The 12,665-nt window shown below is 65.2% G+C and carries 15 protein-coding genes; 3 read left to right on the top strand and 12 right to left on the bottom strand.

What is annotated here, in order from left to right; all coding sequences use genetic code 11:
* Positions 1 to 39 precede the first annotated feature (39 nt).
* A complete protein-coding gene (locus tag SAS01S_RS12720) occupies positions 40 to 606 on the top strand; it encodes a CHAP domain-containing protein (RefSeq protein WP_066808636.1) in 567 nt (188 codons plus the stop codon).
* A gap of 169 nt (positions 607 to 775) precedes the next feature.
* Here SAS01S_RS12720 and msrB read toward each other — a convergent pair whose 3' ends face one another.
* The 4 genes from msrB to SAS01S_RS12700 form a co-directional block, all read right to left on the bottom strand.
* Entirely contained in the window at positions 776 to 1,270 is a 495-nt protein-coding gene (msrB, locus tag SAS01S_RS12715) for a peptide-methionine (R)-S-oxide reductase MsrB (protein WP_066808694.1), read from the bottom strand.
* Between the two features lie 88 nt (positions 1,271 to 1,358).
* On the bottom strand, positions 1,359 to 2,597 hold the full coding sequence (locus tag SAS01S_RS12710) for a cytochrome P450 (RefSeq protein WP_245656896.1): 1,239 nt from the start codon (positions 2,595 to 2,597) through the stop codon (positions 1,359 to 1,361).
* 178 nt (positions 2,598 to 2,775) lie between these two features.
* A complete protein-coding gene (locus SAS01S_RS12705) occupies positions 2,776 to 4,017 on the bottom strand; it encodes an ABC transporter permease (protein WP_066808625.1) in 1,242 nt (413 codons plus the stop codon).
* Entirely contained in the window at positions 4,017 to 4,946 is a 930-nt protein-coding gene (locus tag SAS01S_RS12700; RefSeq protein ID WP_245656892.1) for an ABC transporter ATP-binding protein, read from the bottom strand. Before SAS01S_RS12700 ends, SAS01S_RS12705 begins: the two co-directional genes overlap by 1 nt.
* A gap of 41 nt (positions 4,947 to 4,987) precedes the next feature.
* On the opposite strand from SAS01S_RS12700, the gene queG reads away from it, so the two are divergent.
* A complete protein-coding gene (queG, locus tag SAS01S_RS12695; RefSeq protein ID WP_066808618.1) occupies positions 4,988 to 6,076 on the top strand; it encodes a tRNA epoxyqueuosine(34) reductase QueG in 1,089 nt (362 codons plus the stop codon).
* Positions 6,077 to 6,183: 107 nt separating this feature from the next.
* Here queG and SAS01S_RS12690 read toward each other — a convergent pair whose 3' ends face one another.
* Both SAS01S_RS12690 and SAS01S_RS12685 read right to left on the bottom strand, forming a co-directional pair.
* Positions 6,184 to 6,558 (bottom strand): hypothetical protein, encoded by a 375-nt coding sequence (locus SAS01S_RS12690; RefSeq protein WP_066808614.1) that lies wholly within the window; start codon positions 6,556 to 6,558, stop codon positions 6,184 to 6,186.
* A complete protein-coding gene (locus SAS01S_RS12685; protein ID WP_066808612.1) occupies positions 6,555 to 7,235 on the bottom strand; it encodes an EI24 domain-containing protein in 681 nt (226 codons plus the stop codon). Before SAS01S_RS12685 ends, SAS01S_RS12690 begins: the two co-directional genes overlap by 4 nt.
* Positions 7,236 to 7,296: 61 nt before the next feature.
* On the opposite strand from SAS01S_RS12685, the gene SAS01S_RS12680 reads away from it, so the two are divergent.
* A complete protein-coding gene (locus SAS01S_RS12680) occupies positions 7,297 to 8,295 on the top strand; it encodes an adenosine kinase (RefSeq protein WP_066808610.1) in 999 nt (332 codons plus the stop codon).
* A 125-nt stretch (positions 8,296 to 8,420) separates the two neighbouring features.
* Here the strand turns inward: SAS01S_RS12680 and SAS01S_RS12675 are convergent, their stop codons facing one another.
* The 6 genes from SAS01S_RS12675 to hisF form a co-directional block, all read right to left on the bottom strand.
* Positions 8,421 to 10,034, bottom strand: a complete 1,614-nt coding sequence (locus SAS01S_RS12675; RefSeq protein WP_066808607.1) for an amino acid permease — start codon at positions 10,032 to 10,034, stop codon at positions 8,421 to 8,423.
* Positions 10,035 to 10,131: 97 nt separating this feature from the next.
* Positions 10,132 to 10,509 carry a histidine triad nucleotide-binding protein gene (locus SAS01S_RS12670; RefSeq protein ID WP_066808602.1) on the bottom strand — a complete coding sequence of 126 codons (378 nt, stop codon included), beginning with the start codon at positions 10,507 to 10,509 and terminating at the stop codon, positions 10,132 to 10,134.
* On the bottom strand, positions 10,509 to 10,829 hold the full coding sequence (locus SAS01S_RS12665) for a phosphoribosyl-ATP diphosphatase (protein WP_066808598.1): 321 nt from the start codon (positions 10,827 to 10,829) through the stop codon (positions 10,509 to 10,511). The genes SAS01S_RS12670 and SAS01S_RS12665 overlap by 1 nt, the downstream gene beginning before the upstream one ends.
* A gap of 32 nt (positions 10,830 to 10,861) precedes the next feature.
* Positions 10,862 to 11,080, bottom strand: a complete 219-nt coding sequence (locus SAS01S_RS12660) for a hypothetical protein (protein WP_066808595.1) — start codon at positions 11,078 to 11,080, stop codon at positions 10,862 to 10,864.
* An 89-nt stretch (positions 11,081 to 11,169) separates the two neighbouring features.
* Entirely contained in the window at positions 11,170 to 11,730 is a 561-nt protein-coding gene (locus SAS01S_RS12655) for a hypothetical protein (protein ID WP_066808592.1), read from the bottom strand.
* Between the two features lie 86 nt (positions 11,731 to 11,816).
* A complete protein-coding gene (hisF, locus tag SAS01S_RS12650; RefSeq protein ID WP_066808589.1) occupies positions 11,817 to 12,587 on the bottom strand; it encodes an imidazole glycerol phosphate synthase subunit HisF in 771 nt (256 codons plus the stop codon).
* Positions 12,588 to 12,665: the final 78 nt, after the last annotated feature.

Raw genomic sequence — 12,665 nt, 5'->3', positions numbered from 1 at the left:
ACCCACCATCAACACTTCAACGGACCTTTGGGGGGTCGCATGAAATTTGGTGGTTTGGCAGCGCGATTCGCGCTGGTGGCGCTCTGCGCCCTGGCGACGACGGTGCCGGCACAGGCTCGGTTCTGGCAATGCGCTCCCTATGCGCGTGAGATTTCGGGCATTCAGATTTTCGGCAATGCCAACACCTGGTGGTCGCAGGCTGCCGGCAAATATGAGCGCGGCAATGCGCCCAAGGTTGGCGCAGTCCTCGCCTTCGCGTCGTTCGGTCGCATGCCGCTCGGCCACGTCGCGATGGTCTCGGCGATCGTCAGCGAACGCGAGGTTCTGCTGACCCACGCCAATTGGTCGCGTCGCGGCGGCGTCGAAACCAATGTCCGCGCGATCGACGTTTCGCCCCAAGGCGATTGGAGCCAGGTCAAGGTCTGGTACGGTCCGACCGGCGGGCTGGGCACCACGGTCTATCCGACCAAGGGCTTCATCTACGGTGCCGGCGCGCCGAAGATGGATAATGACGACAGCGACCAGTTCGACACCTCGCGCAGCAGCCAGACGATCGCCACGATCGCTCCGGTCGGTGCGCGCGGCGTGGTCGGCGTCCGCGACTGAGCGAGCCGGCCGGGGCGCCGCTGTCGTCGAGCAGGCGCGCTACTTCATCCAGTAGTTTGAATTCGTGCTCCTGCGAAAGCAGGAGCCCGGAGTCGCAAGCGACGGCCTATAGAGCCCCTGGGCTCCTGCTTTCGCAGGAGCACAAGCAGAAGTCTGATCGCGGCCGGCGTTATGCCTTGCCCGGCGTGAAATTCATCGCAGCGCCATTCATGCAATAGCGCAAGCCCGTCGGCCTGGGTCCATCATCGAACACATGCCCGAGATGGCCACCGCAGCGCCGGCAATGGACTTCTGTGCGCGACATCCCCAACGAGCCGTCGTTGCGCGTCTTGATCGCATTCGCGAGCGGCGCCCAAAAGCTCGGCCATCCGGTACCGCTGTCGAACTTGGTCTTCGACGAATAGAGCGGCAGCGCGCATCCCTTGCACGAGAAGATCCCAGCGCGATGCTCGTTATTGAGCGGGCTGGAGAACGGCACCTCGGTCGCTTCGTGACGGAGCACCTGGTAGGATTCGCCGGGCAGGCGCTTGCGCCATTCGGCATCGCTCAACTGGAATTCGAACTTCTCGGGCGGGCGGGCTGGCGCGGCGCGGCAGCCTCCGAACAGCATCGTCGCGGCGCCGGTGCCGGCTAGGGTCAGGAAGTGGCGGCGGTCGAACGTCATCGTGCAGGCTCCATCGGTCGAACCTATATAGGTACGGTCGACGGCCGTCGCCGGTTTCAATCCGCTGCGCGAGGCGCGCGCGCTCGGCTCAATATCTGCTGATTTCGACCGGCAGCTTGCGATAGCCGTGCACGAAACAGGCCGCCACGCGCTCCGGCTCGCCCAGCACGTTCACGCGCATCCGGCGCTTGGCCATTTCCTCGAGCAGCACGCTGATCTGGAGTTCGGCGAGGCGGGCCCCGACGCAGCGGTGGATGCCGTGACCGAACGCCAGGTGGCGGCGCGCATTGGGGCGGTCGACGACGATATTGTCGGCGTCGTCGCCGAACACCGTTTCATCGCGATTGGCCGACAGATACCAGAGCGCGAGCTTGTCGCCTTCCTTGATCATCTGCCCGCCCAGTTCGTAATCCTGCGTCGCGGTGCGGCGCATATGTGCGAGCGGGGTCTGCCAGCGGATGATTTCCTGAACCGTATTGGGGATCAGTTCGGGATTCGCCTCGAGCTTGGCGCGCTCGTCGGGAAACAGGTCGAGGCCGTAAGCCGCCGCCGACATCGAATTGCGCGTCGTATCGTTGCCGCCGACGATCAGCAGGATCAGGTTCCCCAGGAACTCATACTGATCCATTTCCGCCATCGCGTCCGAATGGATCATCATGCTGATCAGATCGGGCGTCGGCTCCTTGTCGACTTTCTGGTTCCACAGATTCTGGAAATAGGCGCCACATTCGAACATGTGCGTCAGCCGCTCGGCACGCAGTTCGGGCGTCTTGACCAGCTCGATATCGCCAGCCCAATCGGACCAGAAGGTCAGCTTGCGGCGGTCTTCCCAGGGAAAATCGAACAGGAGCGCGAGCATCTGGGTGGTCAGTTCGATCGACACCGTGTCGACCCAGTCGAACGGCTCGCCATAAGGCAGCGTGTCGAGGATTTCGGCGGTGCGGCGGACGATGTCCTCCTTCATCCGCACCATCTCGCTCGGCGTGAAGGCGGGGGCGACGGTGCGGCGCTGGCCGGTATGTTTGGGCCGGTCCATCGCGATGAACATCGGCATCCTGACGTCGCTGTCGGGCAGGAAGTCGGCGAGCGTGATGCCGCCCGCTTCGGACGAAAAGACATCGGGCAGCGATTCCGCCTCGAGGATCGGCTTGTAGGTGGAGATCGACCAATAAGGCCCATAATCCGAATTCTCGACCTTGTGGACCGGCGATTCGGCGCGGAGCTTCCTGAACGGCTCCTGCCAGACATCGTCGCGATAGAGTTCGGCGCGGCTGACGTCGAGCGGGTCGACCGGACCGTCATATTTGAAGGTAGGACCCTTCGCCATCATCTCGGTAATTTCGGCTTGAGTCGCCATGCCCACTCTCCCATTTATCGGGCGAGACAAACGTATACTTACACCGATGTCAATAGTGGAGCGGCTAGTCTGTTTGAAAACGCGCTGAGGGCGCGTTTCGCGGTGCGGTCTCAAAACTCGCTCTTTCGCGAGTTTGTCAAACAGACTCTTAGCTGCTCGCGGGCTGCTGCTGTTTGCGTTTGCGCTTGGGCCCTTCGCCCGACTTCAGCACGCCGCGGCGGAACCAGCGCGCGCCAAGCGAGATCACCAACGACACCCATAGCAATTGCCACAGGATCGCGACGGCGTGCGGCCACAAAGCGGACGAATTGGCGGCGTGCGCGGCCATCGCCATCGGCGAGCTGAACGGAAAGATCTCCGCGATCCAGGCGATCGTGCTGCCGGGGCGCCCCGCGGCCGCGGTCGACATGCCAACATTGGCCATCTGCACAATGGTCATCGGCAGCGCCATCATCTGCAATTCGCGTTGGGTCGAGGCCTGTGCGCCGAGGATCAGATAAACCGCGCCGACCAGCAGATACGACATCACAAAATAGGCGAGGAACAACAAGGCGAAAACCGGCTTGCCGACGGCTGGCGCCACCCCCGCTAATGCCGTCGCGACGCCGGCGGGCAGGACGCTTGTGATCTGGCTCGCGACTGCGCCCCAGAAACCGACGAATAGCAACGCGACGCCGAACATGCCGATCAACTTGCCGAAAAAGACAGATTCGAGCGGTACGGCGGCGGCCAGAACCTCGATCACCTTGTTGCTGCGCTCCTCCGCCATCGTGCCCATCGTCAGGCCGGCGAGGAACAGGGTCAGCAGAAATATTGCCATGACGGCGAACAACGCTGCGGCATTGTGGCCGCTCGCGGTTACTGCGGTACGGGTGAGGCGAGTTTTAATTGGCGCGCTGAGCGTCGCCGTTGAGCCTAGCTTCTGCGCGCGCAATGTCTGCTCTGCCAGCCCGGCGAGATAATCAGCTTCGTTTTGGCCATTACCACCATAGAGTATCGTCGGCTTCTCAAGCGGGCCGTAGATCGCCGCATCGACGTCGCCGCTACGCTCCATAACCGCGGCGCGCGCCTGTGCCGCCGGGTCGCCGCTCGGGGTCGCAATATCCAGTGGCGGTGGGATGTCGGCGCTCCCGAAAACCTTGCGAAGTTGCCGATCAGTCGCAACGATCGCAGCGGCCTGGTCGGGCGCGGCAACGACGACGATGCGCGCGCGACCGGCGGCGCCCTGCGTCACAGTGGAGGCACCAAGACCGCCGGCCGCGCCGAACAGGATCGTGAACATCGGCGACAACAGGAACAGCAGGAAAGTCGGGGTGAACACCGTGGCGATAAAATCGCGCCGGGCGACGGTCATCGCCTGGCGAAGCGCGCGACGGTAATTGCCGGTCATCACAGCGCCTCCGCTTCAGCCTGGGCAAGCGCTTCAGCGCCGACGATCCGAACGAAGGCATCGTGCAGCCCGGGACGCTCGATCGACAGGCCGGCCACGCCAAAACCCGACTGGGTCAGCTTAAGCAGCAAGGCTTCGACTCCGTTATCGGCGATCGGGAATACCCAATCGCGGCCATTATGCTGGGCGTCGGCCGGCAGTATTGCCGCCACCTCCGGGCCGTCGCGTTCGGGTTGATAATGTGCGCGCATCGGCAGCATCCCGCGCGCTTCGGCGACGGTACCCTCGAACCGCCGCTTGCCCCCGGCAATGATCGCCAGCCGGTCGCAAAGCCGCTCGGCATGCGCCATGACATGGGTGGAGAAGAGGACGGTGGCGCCGCGCGCCTGCTCGGCGCGGATCAGCCGTTCGAGCCCTTCCTGATTGACCGGGTCGAGCCCGGAAAAGGGTTCGTCGAGGACAAGCAGATCGGGCTGGTGGACGACCGATCCGAGCAACTGGACCAGCTGCGCCATGCCCTTGGATAATTTGCGGATCTTGAAATCGACGGCATAGCCGAGGCCCGCTTGCTCCATCATCTCGATCGCGCGCTTGCGCCCGATTTTCCACGGCAGGCCACGCAACGCCCCCATGAAGGCGATCGCTTCGCGCGCCTTCATCTGCGGATAGAGGCCGCGTTCCTCCGGCAGATAACCGACATGGTCGCTCGCCTCACGTGGGCGGTCGCGGCCGAGCAAAGTGCGCTCGCCTTCATCGGGTTCGATGATGCCAAGCAGCATGCGCAAGGTCGTGGTCTTGCCCGCGCCATTGGGGCCGAGCACGCCGTAGATCGTCCCGGTCGGCACCGCGAGATCGACGCCGTCGACCACACGCCGCCCACCGAAATTCTTGACGAGGCCGTGGGCGGTGACGGCCAGAGACTGAGACACGCGACCTCCCTCGATTGGTTCGTCCGTGGTAGCGGGGCGGAGTGACCGAACACAAGTCATTCGAAGGCCGCTTGCGCGACGAAGCCTTAAGGCTCGGTTTCGCCGCGATCGGCATTGCGCGCGCCGACGCCGCGCCGCGCTCGGGCGAGCGGCTGCGGCAATGGCTGGCCGAAGGCCTTCATGGCGAGATGATCTGGATGGAAGAGCGCGCGCATCACCGCGCTGCGCCGACCGGATTGTGGCCCGAGGTCAGGAGCGTGATCGCGCTGGGCATGAGCTATGCGCCGGGGCGCGATCCGCTCGCGCTGGCGGGCGAGGGGGATCGTGGGCGCATCTCGGTCTATGCGCAGGGCAGCGATTATCACGATCTCGTCAAGCGGACCTTGAAGGCGTTGGCGCGGTGGATCGTGGCGGAAGCGCCGGGCAGCGACCTCAAGGTGTTTGTCGATACCGCGCCGGTGATGGAAAAGCCGCTGGCCGAAGCGGCGGGGCTGGGCTGGCAGGGTAAGCACACCAATCTGGTCAGCCGCGATCACGGCAGCTGGCTGTTCCTCGGCGCGATCTACACCACGCTCGATCTCGCCCCGGATCAGGCCGGGCGCGATCGATGCGGCTCGTGCGATGCGTGCCAGCGATCCTGCCCGACCGATGCCTTTCCGGCGCCCTATCGGCTCGATGCGCGGCGGTGCATCTCCTATCTGACGATCGAACATAAGGGGCCGGTGCCGGAGGAATTCCGGGAGGCGCTCGGCAACCGCATCTATGGCTGCGACGATTGCCTGGCGGTGTGCCCGTGGAACAAGTTCGCCGCCGCCGCGGCCGCCAATCGGGCGTTCCTGCCGCGGGCGGAGCTGGCGGCGCCGGCCTTGGCGGACCTGCTCGCGCTCGACGATGCCGATTTCCGTCAGGTGTTTTCCGGGTCGCCGATCAAGCGAATCGGGCGCGATCGGATGGTGCGCAATGCGGCTTACGCCGCGGGAAACAGCGGGGATGCTGGCCTGGTGCCGGTGTTGGAAAGACTGCGCGACGATGCGTCGGAGGTGGTGCGCGACGCCGTCGGGTGGGCACTAGTGCAGCTAGATTCCCCTCCCTTGCGGGAGGGGTTAGGGGAGGGCGTGTTTAAGGGCTGACCTCCGACATGCCCTCCCCCGACCCCGTTCCAGGTAAACAGTCCCCCGGACTGTTTAGGTTGCGCCGGGGGCGCAACCGACCTGGAACGCGCAAGCGGGAGGAGAGTTTACTTCCCGCCACCTCTCCGCGCCAGCGCCGCGACGCAGCTTGCGCGGTCGATCGGGCTGCCGTCGGGCTGGCGGGCGTCGAGATAGGTCACGGTCGGCTCCCCGCCGTTCTTGCCCGGGTAAAGATAAGTATCGAGCACGCAGAACGTGCCCTGGAACTGCAGCTTGCGCGCCGTGCCTTCGCGGACGTCGGCATTGGGGGTTCCGAACGTCTGGGTCAGGCCGGCGGCATTCTGACCCATCACGCGTTCGAGCCCACCGGTGGGCGGTGGCGGCTTGATCACAACGGTGGGCATTGCCGGTCGCGCCATGGTCGATTCTCCGCAGCCTGCCAGCAGCAATGCGAGCCCTGCGATCGCCAGAAGTCGCTTCATCCTTTCCTCCCGTGAAACAAATGCGCCGCCATCGCCGCGCCGAGGATCGGCGCGAGCAGGTTGATGACAGGGACGGTCAGCAGTCCCGATACGATCACGCCCAATTCCCAGCGTGCCCAGCGGGTTGAGGCGCGCCATGCCTTCATCTCGCTCGGCGCGATATGCCGCGCCGCGACCATCTCGCCCAGATCAACGCCCAACAGCCAGCCATTGGCGGCGAAGAACAGCAGCGGCGTGCCGAATCCGGTCAGCAGGAGCAGGATATAGGCCGGGAGGAGCACCAAATTGACCCCCAGCGCGCGGCCGGCGGATCGCAGCCCCATGTGCAGCGACCGCGCGAACGGCACGTCATGCGCGCTCGCCAGCGCATCGGGATAATGTTTGCGCTCGACCGCGATCACGATCTGATCGCCGAAAAGACCGATCACCGCGATCGCCACCGCGCGGAACAATACCCAGCCGAACATGATCGTCGCGGCGATCTCGCCGATCATCGCCAGGCCTGCGGCGTCCTCGCCCCAACCGAGTTGATCGACGAACAGCCATTGCGTCCCGAACCACAAGCCGGCGCCGAGCAGCAGGAAGACAAGTAGGGTCAGGCCGATCGATTTGAGGAAGACACGCAGGATCGCGGAATCGGTGAGCTGGCCGAGCGACAGGAGGAAAGCGCGGATCATCGTTGCTTCTGTCTAGCGGCGGCGATACGGCGCGGCCAACCATTTCCCGGAGATATCTGACTTGACCAGCCCCGCTTATGACGTGGTCGCGATCGGCAATGCCATCGTCGACATTCTTTCGCAGTCGACCGACGAGTTCATCGCCGCCGAAGGCATGACCAAGGGATCGATGGCGCTGATCTTCGATCCCGCCGCCGCCGACGATCTCTATTCGCGGATGGGCCCGGGGCAGGAAGTGTCGGGCGGGTCGGCTGCGAACACGATCGCAGGGCTCGCGGCATTGGGCCAGCCGACCGGCTTCATCGGCCAGATCGCCGACGACCAGTTGGGCAAGGTGTTCGCGCACGACGTCCAGTCGCTTGGCGTGCATTTCGCGACCCCGCCGGCGACCGGCGGCGACCCGACCGCGCGCTGCCTGATCCTGATCACGCCCGACGGCCAGCGGACGATGAACACCTTCCTTGGCGCGGCGCAGTATCTGCCCGAAAGCGCGGTCGATGCCGAGACGATCGGCGCCGGCGCGATCCTCTATCTCGAGGGCTATCTGTGGAACGCTGAGCAGTCGCGCGATGCGATGAAGCGCGCGATCAAGCTGGCGCGCGACGCCGGACGCAAGGTAGCGTTGACGCTGTCGGACACGTTCGTGGTGGAAGGGCATCGCGATGAGTTCTTCGCGCTGATCGACGCCGGGCAGATCGATCTGTTGTTCGCCAACGACAGCGAAGTCCGCGCGATGATGCAGACCGACGACATTGAAGCGGCGGTGAAGGGCCTGGCGGGGCGCGTGCCGACGCTCGTCTGCACGCACGGCGCCAATGGTGCCGAGGCGCACCATGCCGACGAGCATGCCCGCGTTCCCGCCGAGCCGATCGATCACGTCGTTGATACGACCGGTGCCGGCGACCTGTTCGCGGCGGGCTTCCTTGCTGGCCAGGCGCAGGGCCGCGATCTCGAAACCAGCCTCCGCATGGGCGCGATCTGCGCCGCCGAATGCATCTCGCACGTCGGCCCGCGCCCGCTGGCGGATCTGAAGAAGCTGTTGGCTGAGAAGTTGGGCTGAAGCATGAATTCCCTCTCCCGCTTGCGGGAGGGTGAGGGCGCACCCGCAGGCGGGAGAGGGCTTAGAAAGGACAAGGGGCCGGAGTAGCGATACTCCGGCCCCTTTCTTGTTGCCTGCTCAGGCTCTCACTCGGTGCCGGGCACCCGCGGCGCGAGGCCGTCATAAGCTTCGGGTTCGGGCACATCGATGATGCCGCGACCGACATGGCTGCGGCTGCGACTGTAGAAAAAGTAGATCAGCAGGCCGATCAATCCCCAGCCCGGCAGCACCAGGATCGCGGTCAGCGGCAGCGAGACATAGAGTCCGATACAGCCGATGATTGCGAGCGGCGCGATGATCCACACGCCCGGCGTGCGGAACGGCCGCTTGCGACCGGGGTCGGTCCGGCGGAGCACCATCACCGACACAGCCACCATGAAGAAGGCGAACAGCGTCCCTGAGTTGGAATAATCGGCGAGCTTGCCGACCGGCAGGATCGCCGACGCGATCGCCGCGCCGATCCCGGTCACGACGGTGACGACGTGCGGCGTGCGGAACTTGGGGTGAACCGAGGCAAGCTTCTCGGGCAGCAGGCCGTCGCGCGCCATGGTGAAGAACACGCGGGTCTGGCCGAACATCATCATCAGCACGACCGACGGCAGCGCCAGCACCGCGGCGATGCCCACGAGCCGGCCGATCACCGGCCAGTTGATGACCTGCAGCACGTGGACCAGCGCTTCCTTCGAGCAGACCAGCGGCTCCATCGCGCCCGAGGCGACGATGCGGGCACAACGCCCGGCCATCTCGGCCGATCCCGGTGCAAGGACGCTGCCATCGAGGCCAGCCACCGGCTGTGCGCCAATTGCACCGATCGCGCCTGACGCGACGAGCAGGTAGAAGATCGTGCAGATGCCGAGCGATCCGATCAGGCCGATCGGTACGTTGCGTTGGGGGTTCTTGGTTTCCTCGGCAGCGGTCGAGACCGCGTCGAAACCGACATAAGCGAAGAAGATCGACGCCGCGGCGCCCAGCATACCGGTAGTACCGGTGGGCAGGAACGGCTCGGCGGGCGAGTTGAAATGGGTGCCGTTGAGCACCGGCAAGGTCAGCGCGATGAACGCGGTCAGCGCGGTGATCTTGATCAGCACCAGCACGGCGTTGACGCGCGCGCTCTCGGTGGTGCCGATGACCAGCAACCAGGTCACCAGGCCAACGACGAACACCGCCGGAACGTTGATCCAGCCGCCGGTGTCCATGGCGGTCTGCAGGTCGACGTTGGGCTTCGCGCCGAACGCAACCTGAGCGTGCGCCATTAGCGCGTCGGCATTCTTGATCGCGTTCGGCAAATGGAAGCCGATGCCGTCGAGCAACCCGGCCAAATGGTTCGACCAGCCGACTGCGACCGCGCTGGCGCCAACCGCATATTCGAGGATGAGTGCCCAGCCGACCATCCAAGCCAGCAGTTCGCCGGTCACGGCATAGGTGTAGGTATAGGCCGATCCGGACACCGGGACCATCGAGGCGAGTTCGGAATAGCAGAGTGCGGCGACCGCGCAGACGAAGCCGGCGACGACGAAGCTGAGCAACATGCCCGGGCCCGCCTTTTGCGCGGCTTCCGACGTCAGCACGAAGATACCCGTGCCGATCACGGCGCCGATGCCGAGCATGGTCAGCTGGAACGCCCCGAGCGATCGGTGCAGTCCCTTTTTCTCGGCGGTCGCAAGGATCGCATCGAGAGGTTTTACGCGGTCAAAAATCATGAATAGCCAACCCCCAAGGTGGTATTTGGTGCTGGCAGGGGAGCCTAGTCGCAAAACCCCCGCGCGCAATCCCTTATTGGTTACGGCTGAGACGAAGTCAGTGCGCGAGCATCGGGCCGAGCGCGCGCCCGCCGAACAGGTGGACATGGAGATGCGCGATCTCCTGATGGCCGTGCAACCCGACATTGGCGAGCAGGCGATAGCCGGGTGCCACGAGGCCGAGGTCGCGTGCGACCTCGCCGACCGCGCGGACGAAGCCGGCGATCTCTGCGTCCGACGCCTTGGCGCTGAAATCGTCCCACGACACGTACGGCCCGCGCGGGATCACCAGGATATGGATCGGCGCCTGCGGGTTGATGTCGTGGAAGGCGACTGCCCATTCGTCTTCGTACACGCGCTTCGACGGGATCTCGTCGCGCAGGATCTTCGCGAAGATGTTCTGGTCGTCATAAGGCAGGGTGGCGTCGATCGGCATCAGCGGCTCCGATTGGCTTTTTCGGTGAGGCCGGACGTGCCCGTACGCCGTGCCAGTTCGTTGCGCACGTCGTTGAGGCATAGCCCGGAATCCGCGAGAAGGACGAGCAAGTGATAGACCAGATCGGCGGCCTCGCTGGTCAGTTCCTTCTTGTCCTTGCGCATCGCCGCGATCACGGTCTCGACCGCTTCCTCGCCGACCTTCTGCGCGATCTTGGCGCGGCCGCGGACGAACAGTTCTGCGGTGTATGAACTGGAGGCACTCTCGCCCTTGCGAGAGTGGATCAGCGCGTCGAGCGCGTCGAGCGGGTCGTTGTCCATGACATGCGCGCTGCCTGTCCGCGCCGTCGCCGTCAATCCTTTGGCGTGTCGGCCGGCGTGTCGGCCTGTTTGGCGAACCGCTTGCGGAGGGCGCGGCGAGCGAGCCAGACGCCGCCCACGGCCATGCCGAACAAGGCGATATCCGACAATTCGGGCATCGAGCGCGTGTGGATCACCCCGCTGTGTGGCGGCACCATCGCCAGCGCTGGTGGGGCGAGCAGGAGCAGCGAGAGGGCGGAGGCGTAACGCATCGAATGCAGCCTTAGCCAGGACGGGTTAACGCGGCTTCTACATCCCCGGCGTTGCCCGCGTGGCCGGCGATGCGTCCGAGGCTTTCAGCTCAGGGTGTGCAATTAATGCTGGTGCCATTGAGGACCGTGGCGCCTCCGCTCGCGACCAATGTCTGGAAGGTCAGGCCGGCCACGGTCGAGGCGGCCATGTTGGAGACGGGCTGACTGATGATCGTCGTTTTCGCGATCGACCAATGACCGGCGGGACTATTGTCGAACAGGACCGTCCATGGTCCAGGATTGGCGCCACCGATGCCTGGATTGGGCGTGGCCAGCATGGCAGTCGACCCCGGTGGCGAAGGCGGGTTGCCCTGGACCAAGACTGAGACCCTTACCCAACAAGGGGGCTGAAACATGCCGCCCTCCGGTGCCATGCTGTCGAACAGGGCCAAGGTCGGTGGATTACCGCTGACGCCGAAGCTCACGCGGCTCCAGTCGACATTGTTGGTACCGGCAAGCGTCCGGACGCCGCGATAGAGATTTACCGTGTAGGTTAGGCTGGTCCGCAGCGCGGCAGCCTTGGGCGATGGCGTTGGCTTGGGCGCCCCCGCCTGCTTGCAGCCCGCCACGGCCAGAAGCGTGACGGCCAGCAACCCGATCCTGGTGTTCATCCCTCGTTTTCCCCCCTTCGAGGAGGCCGAGATAGCAGATTGTTCCGACGATGTAACGACGAGGAGGCCGGGCAGCCTGGCGTCGGCTACCGGCCGGCGAAATCGCGGACCGGAATGCCGGCGGCGGCCAGCGCGCGATGGGCGTCGGCGATCGACGCCTCGCCAAAATGGAAGATGCTTGCCGCCAGCACCGCGCTGGCATGGCCGTCGCGGATGCCGGCGACGAGGTCGTCGAGTCCGCCGACGCCGCCCGAGGCAACGACGGGCACGCTGACCTGGTCGGCGATCGTGCGGATCAGGTCGAGGTCGTAGCCGTCGCGCGTGCCGTCGCGATCCATGCTGGTGATCAGCAATTCGCCCGCGCCGAGCTCGGCGAGGCGCAGCGCATGAGCGACCGCGTCGATCCCGGTCGGCTTGCGACCGCCATGGGTGAAGACTTCCCAACCATCGGCAGTGCGCCGTGCGTCGACCGAGGCGACGCAGCATTGGCTGCCGAAACGCTCGGCGATCTCGCCGACCAGTTCGGGACGCGCCACCGCCGCGGAATTGACCGCGACCTTGTCGGCGCCGGCGAGCAGCAGCGCGCGAGCATCCTCGGCCGAGCGCACGCCACCGCCAACCGTCACCGGCATGAAGCAGACTTCGGCGGTGCGCCGCACAACGTCGAGGATGGTGCCGCGCGCTTCGTGGCTGGCGGTGATGTCGAGGAAGCAGAGCTCGTCGGCGCCGGCGGCGTCATAGGCCTGCGCCTGCTCGACCGGATCGCCGGCGTCGCGCAGATCGACGAAATTGACGCCCTTCACCACGCGACCATTTGCGACGTCGAGACATGGGATGACGCGGGCGCGGACGGTCATAAATCCCTCTCCCATTGGGAGAGGGATGGAGCCGCGAAGCGGCGGAAGGGTGAGGGCAGGGTTGAGAAAAGCGCACTG

Origin of the sequence: Sphingomonas asaccharolytica NBRC 15499, from assembly GCF_001598355.1 — a bacterium.
GTDB classification, from domain to species: domain Bacteria; phylum Pseudomonadota; class Alphaproteobacteria; order Sphingomonadales; family Sphingomonadaceae; genus Sphingomonas; species Sphingomonas asaccharolytica.
The sequence above is the reverse complement of the archived record's forward strand: the minus strand, read 5'-3'. Positions and strand labels throughout refer to the sequence as shown.

What these genes read in the sequence shown, in the direction of transcription:
- SAS01S_RS12720 (WP_066808636.1), top strand. Translation starts at nt 40, where the DNA reads ATGAAATTTGGTGGTTTGGCAGCGCGATTCGCGCTGGTGGCGCTCTGC.
- msrB (WP_066808694.1), bottom strand. Translation starts at nt 1,270, where the DNA reads ATGACGTTCGACCGCCGCCACTTCCTGACCCTAGCCGGCACCGGCGCC.
- SAS01S_RS12710 (WP_245656896.1), bottom strand. Translation starts at nt 2,597, where the DNA reads ATGGCGAAGGGTCCTACCTTCAAATATGACGGTCCGGTCGACCCGCTC.
- SAS01S_RS12705 (WP_066808625.1), bottom strand. Translation starts at nt 4,017, where the DNA reads ATGACCGGCAATTACCGTCGCGCGCTTCGCCAGGCGATGACCGTCGCC.
- SAS01S_RS12690 (WP_066808614.1), bottom strand. Translation starts at nt 6,558, where the DNA reads ATGAAGCGACTTCTGGCGATCGCAGGGCTCGCATTGCTGCTGGCAGGC.
- SAS01S_RS12685 (WP_066808612.1), bottom strand. Translation starts at nt 7,235, where the DNA reads ATGATCCGCGCTTTCCTCCTGTCGCTCGGCCAGCTCACCGATTCCGCG.
- SAS01S_RS12675 (WP_066808607.1), bottom strand. Translation starts at nt 10,034, where the DNA reads ATGATTTTTGACCGCGTAAAACCTCTCGATGCGATCCTTGCGACCGCC.
- SAS01S_RS12670 (WP_066808602.1), bottom strand. Translation starts at nt 10,509, where the DNA reads ATGCCGATCGACGCCACCCTGCCTTATGACGACCAGAACATCTTCGCG.
- SAS01S_RS12665 (WP_066808598.1), bottom strand. Translation starts at nt 10,829, where the DNA reads ATGGACAACGACCCGCTCGACGCGCTCGACGCGCTGATCCACTCTCGC.
- SAS01S_RS12660 (WP_066808595.1), bottom strand. Translation starts at nt 11,080, where the DNA reads ATGCGTTACGCCTCCGCCCTCTCGCTGCTCCTGCTCGCCCCACCAGCG.
- SAS01S_RS12655 (WP_066808592.1), bottom strand. Translation starts at nt 11,730, where the DNA reads ATGAACACCAGGATCGGGTTGCTGGCCGTCACGCTTCTGGCCGTGGCG.
- hisF (WP_066808589.1), bottom strand. Translation starts at nt 12,587, where the DNA reads ATGACCGTCCGCGCCCGCGTCATCCCATGTCTCGACGTCGCAAATGGT.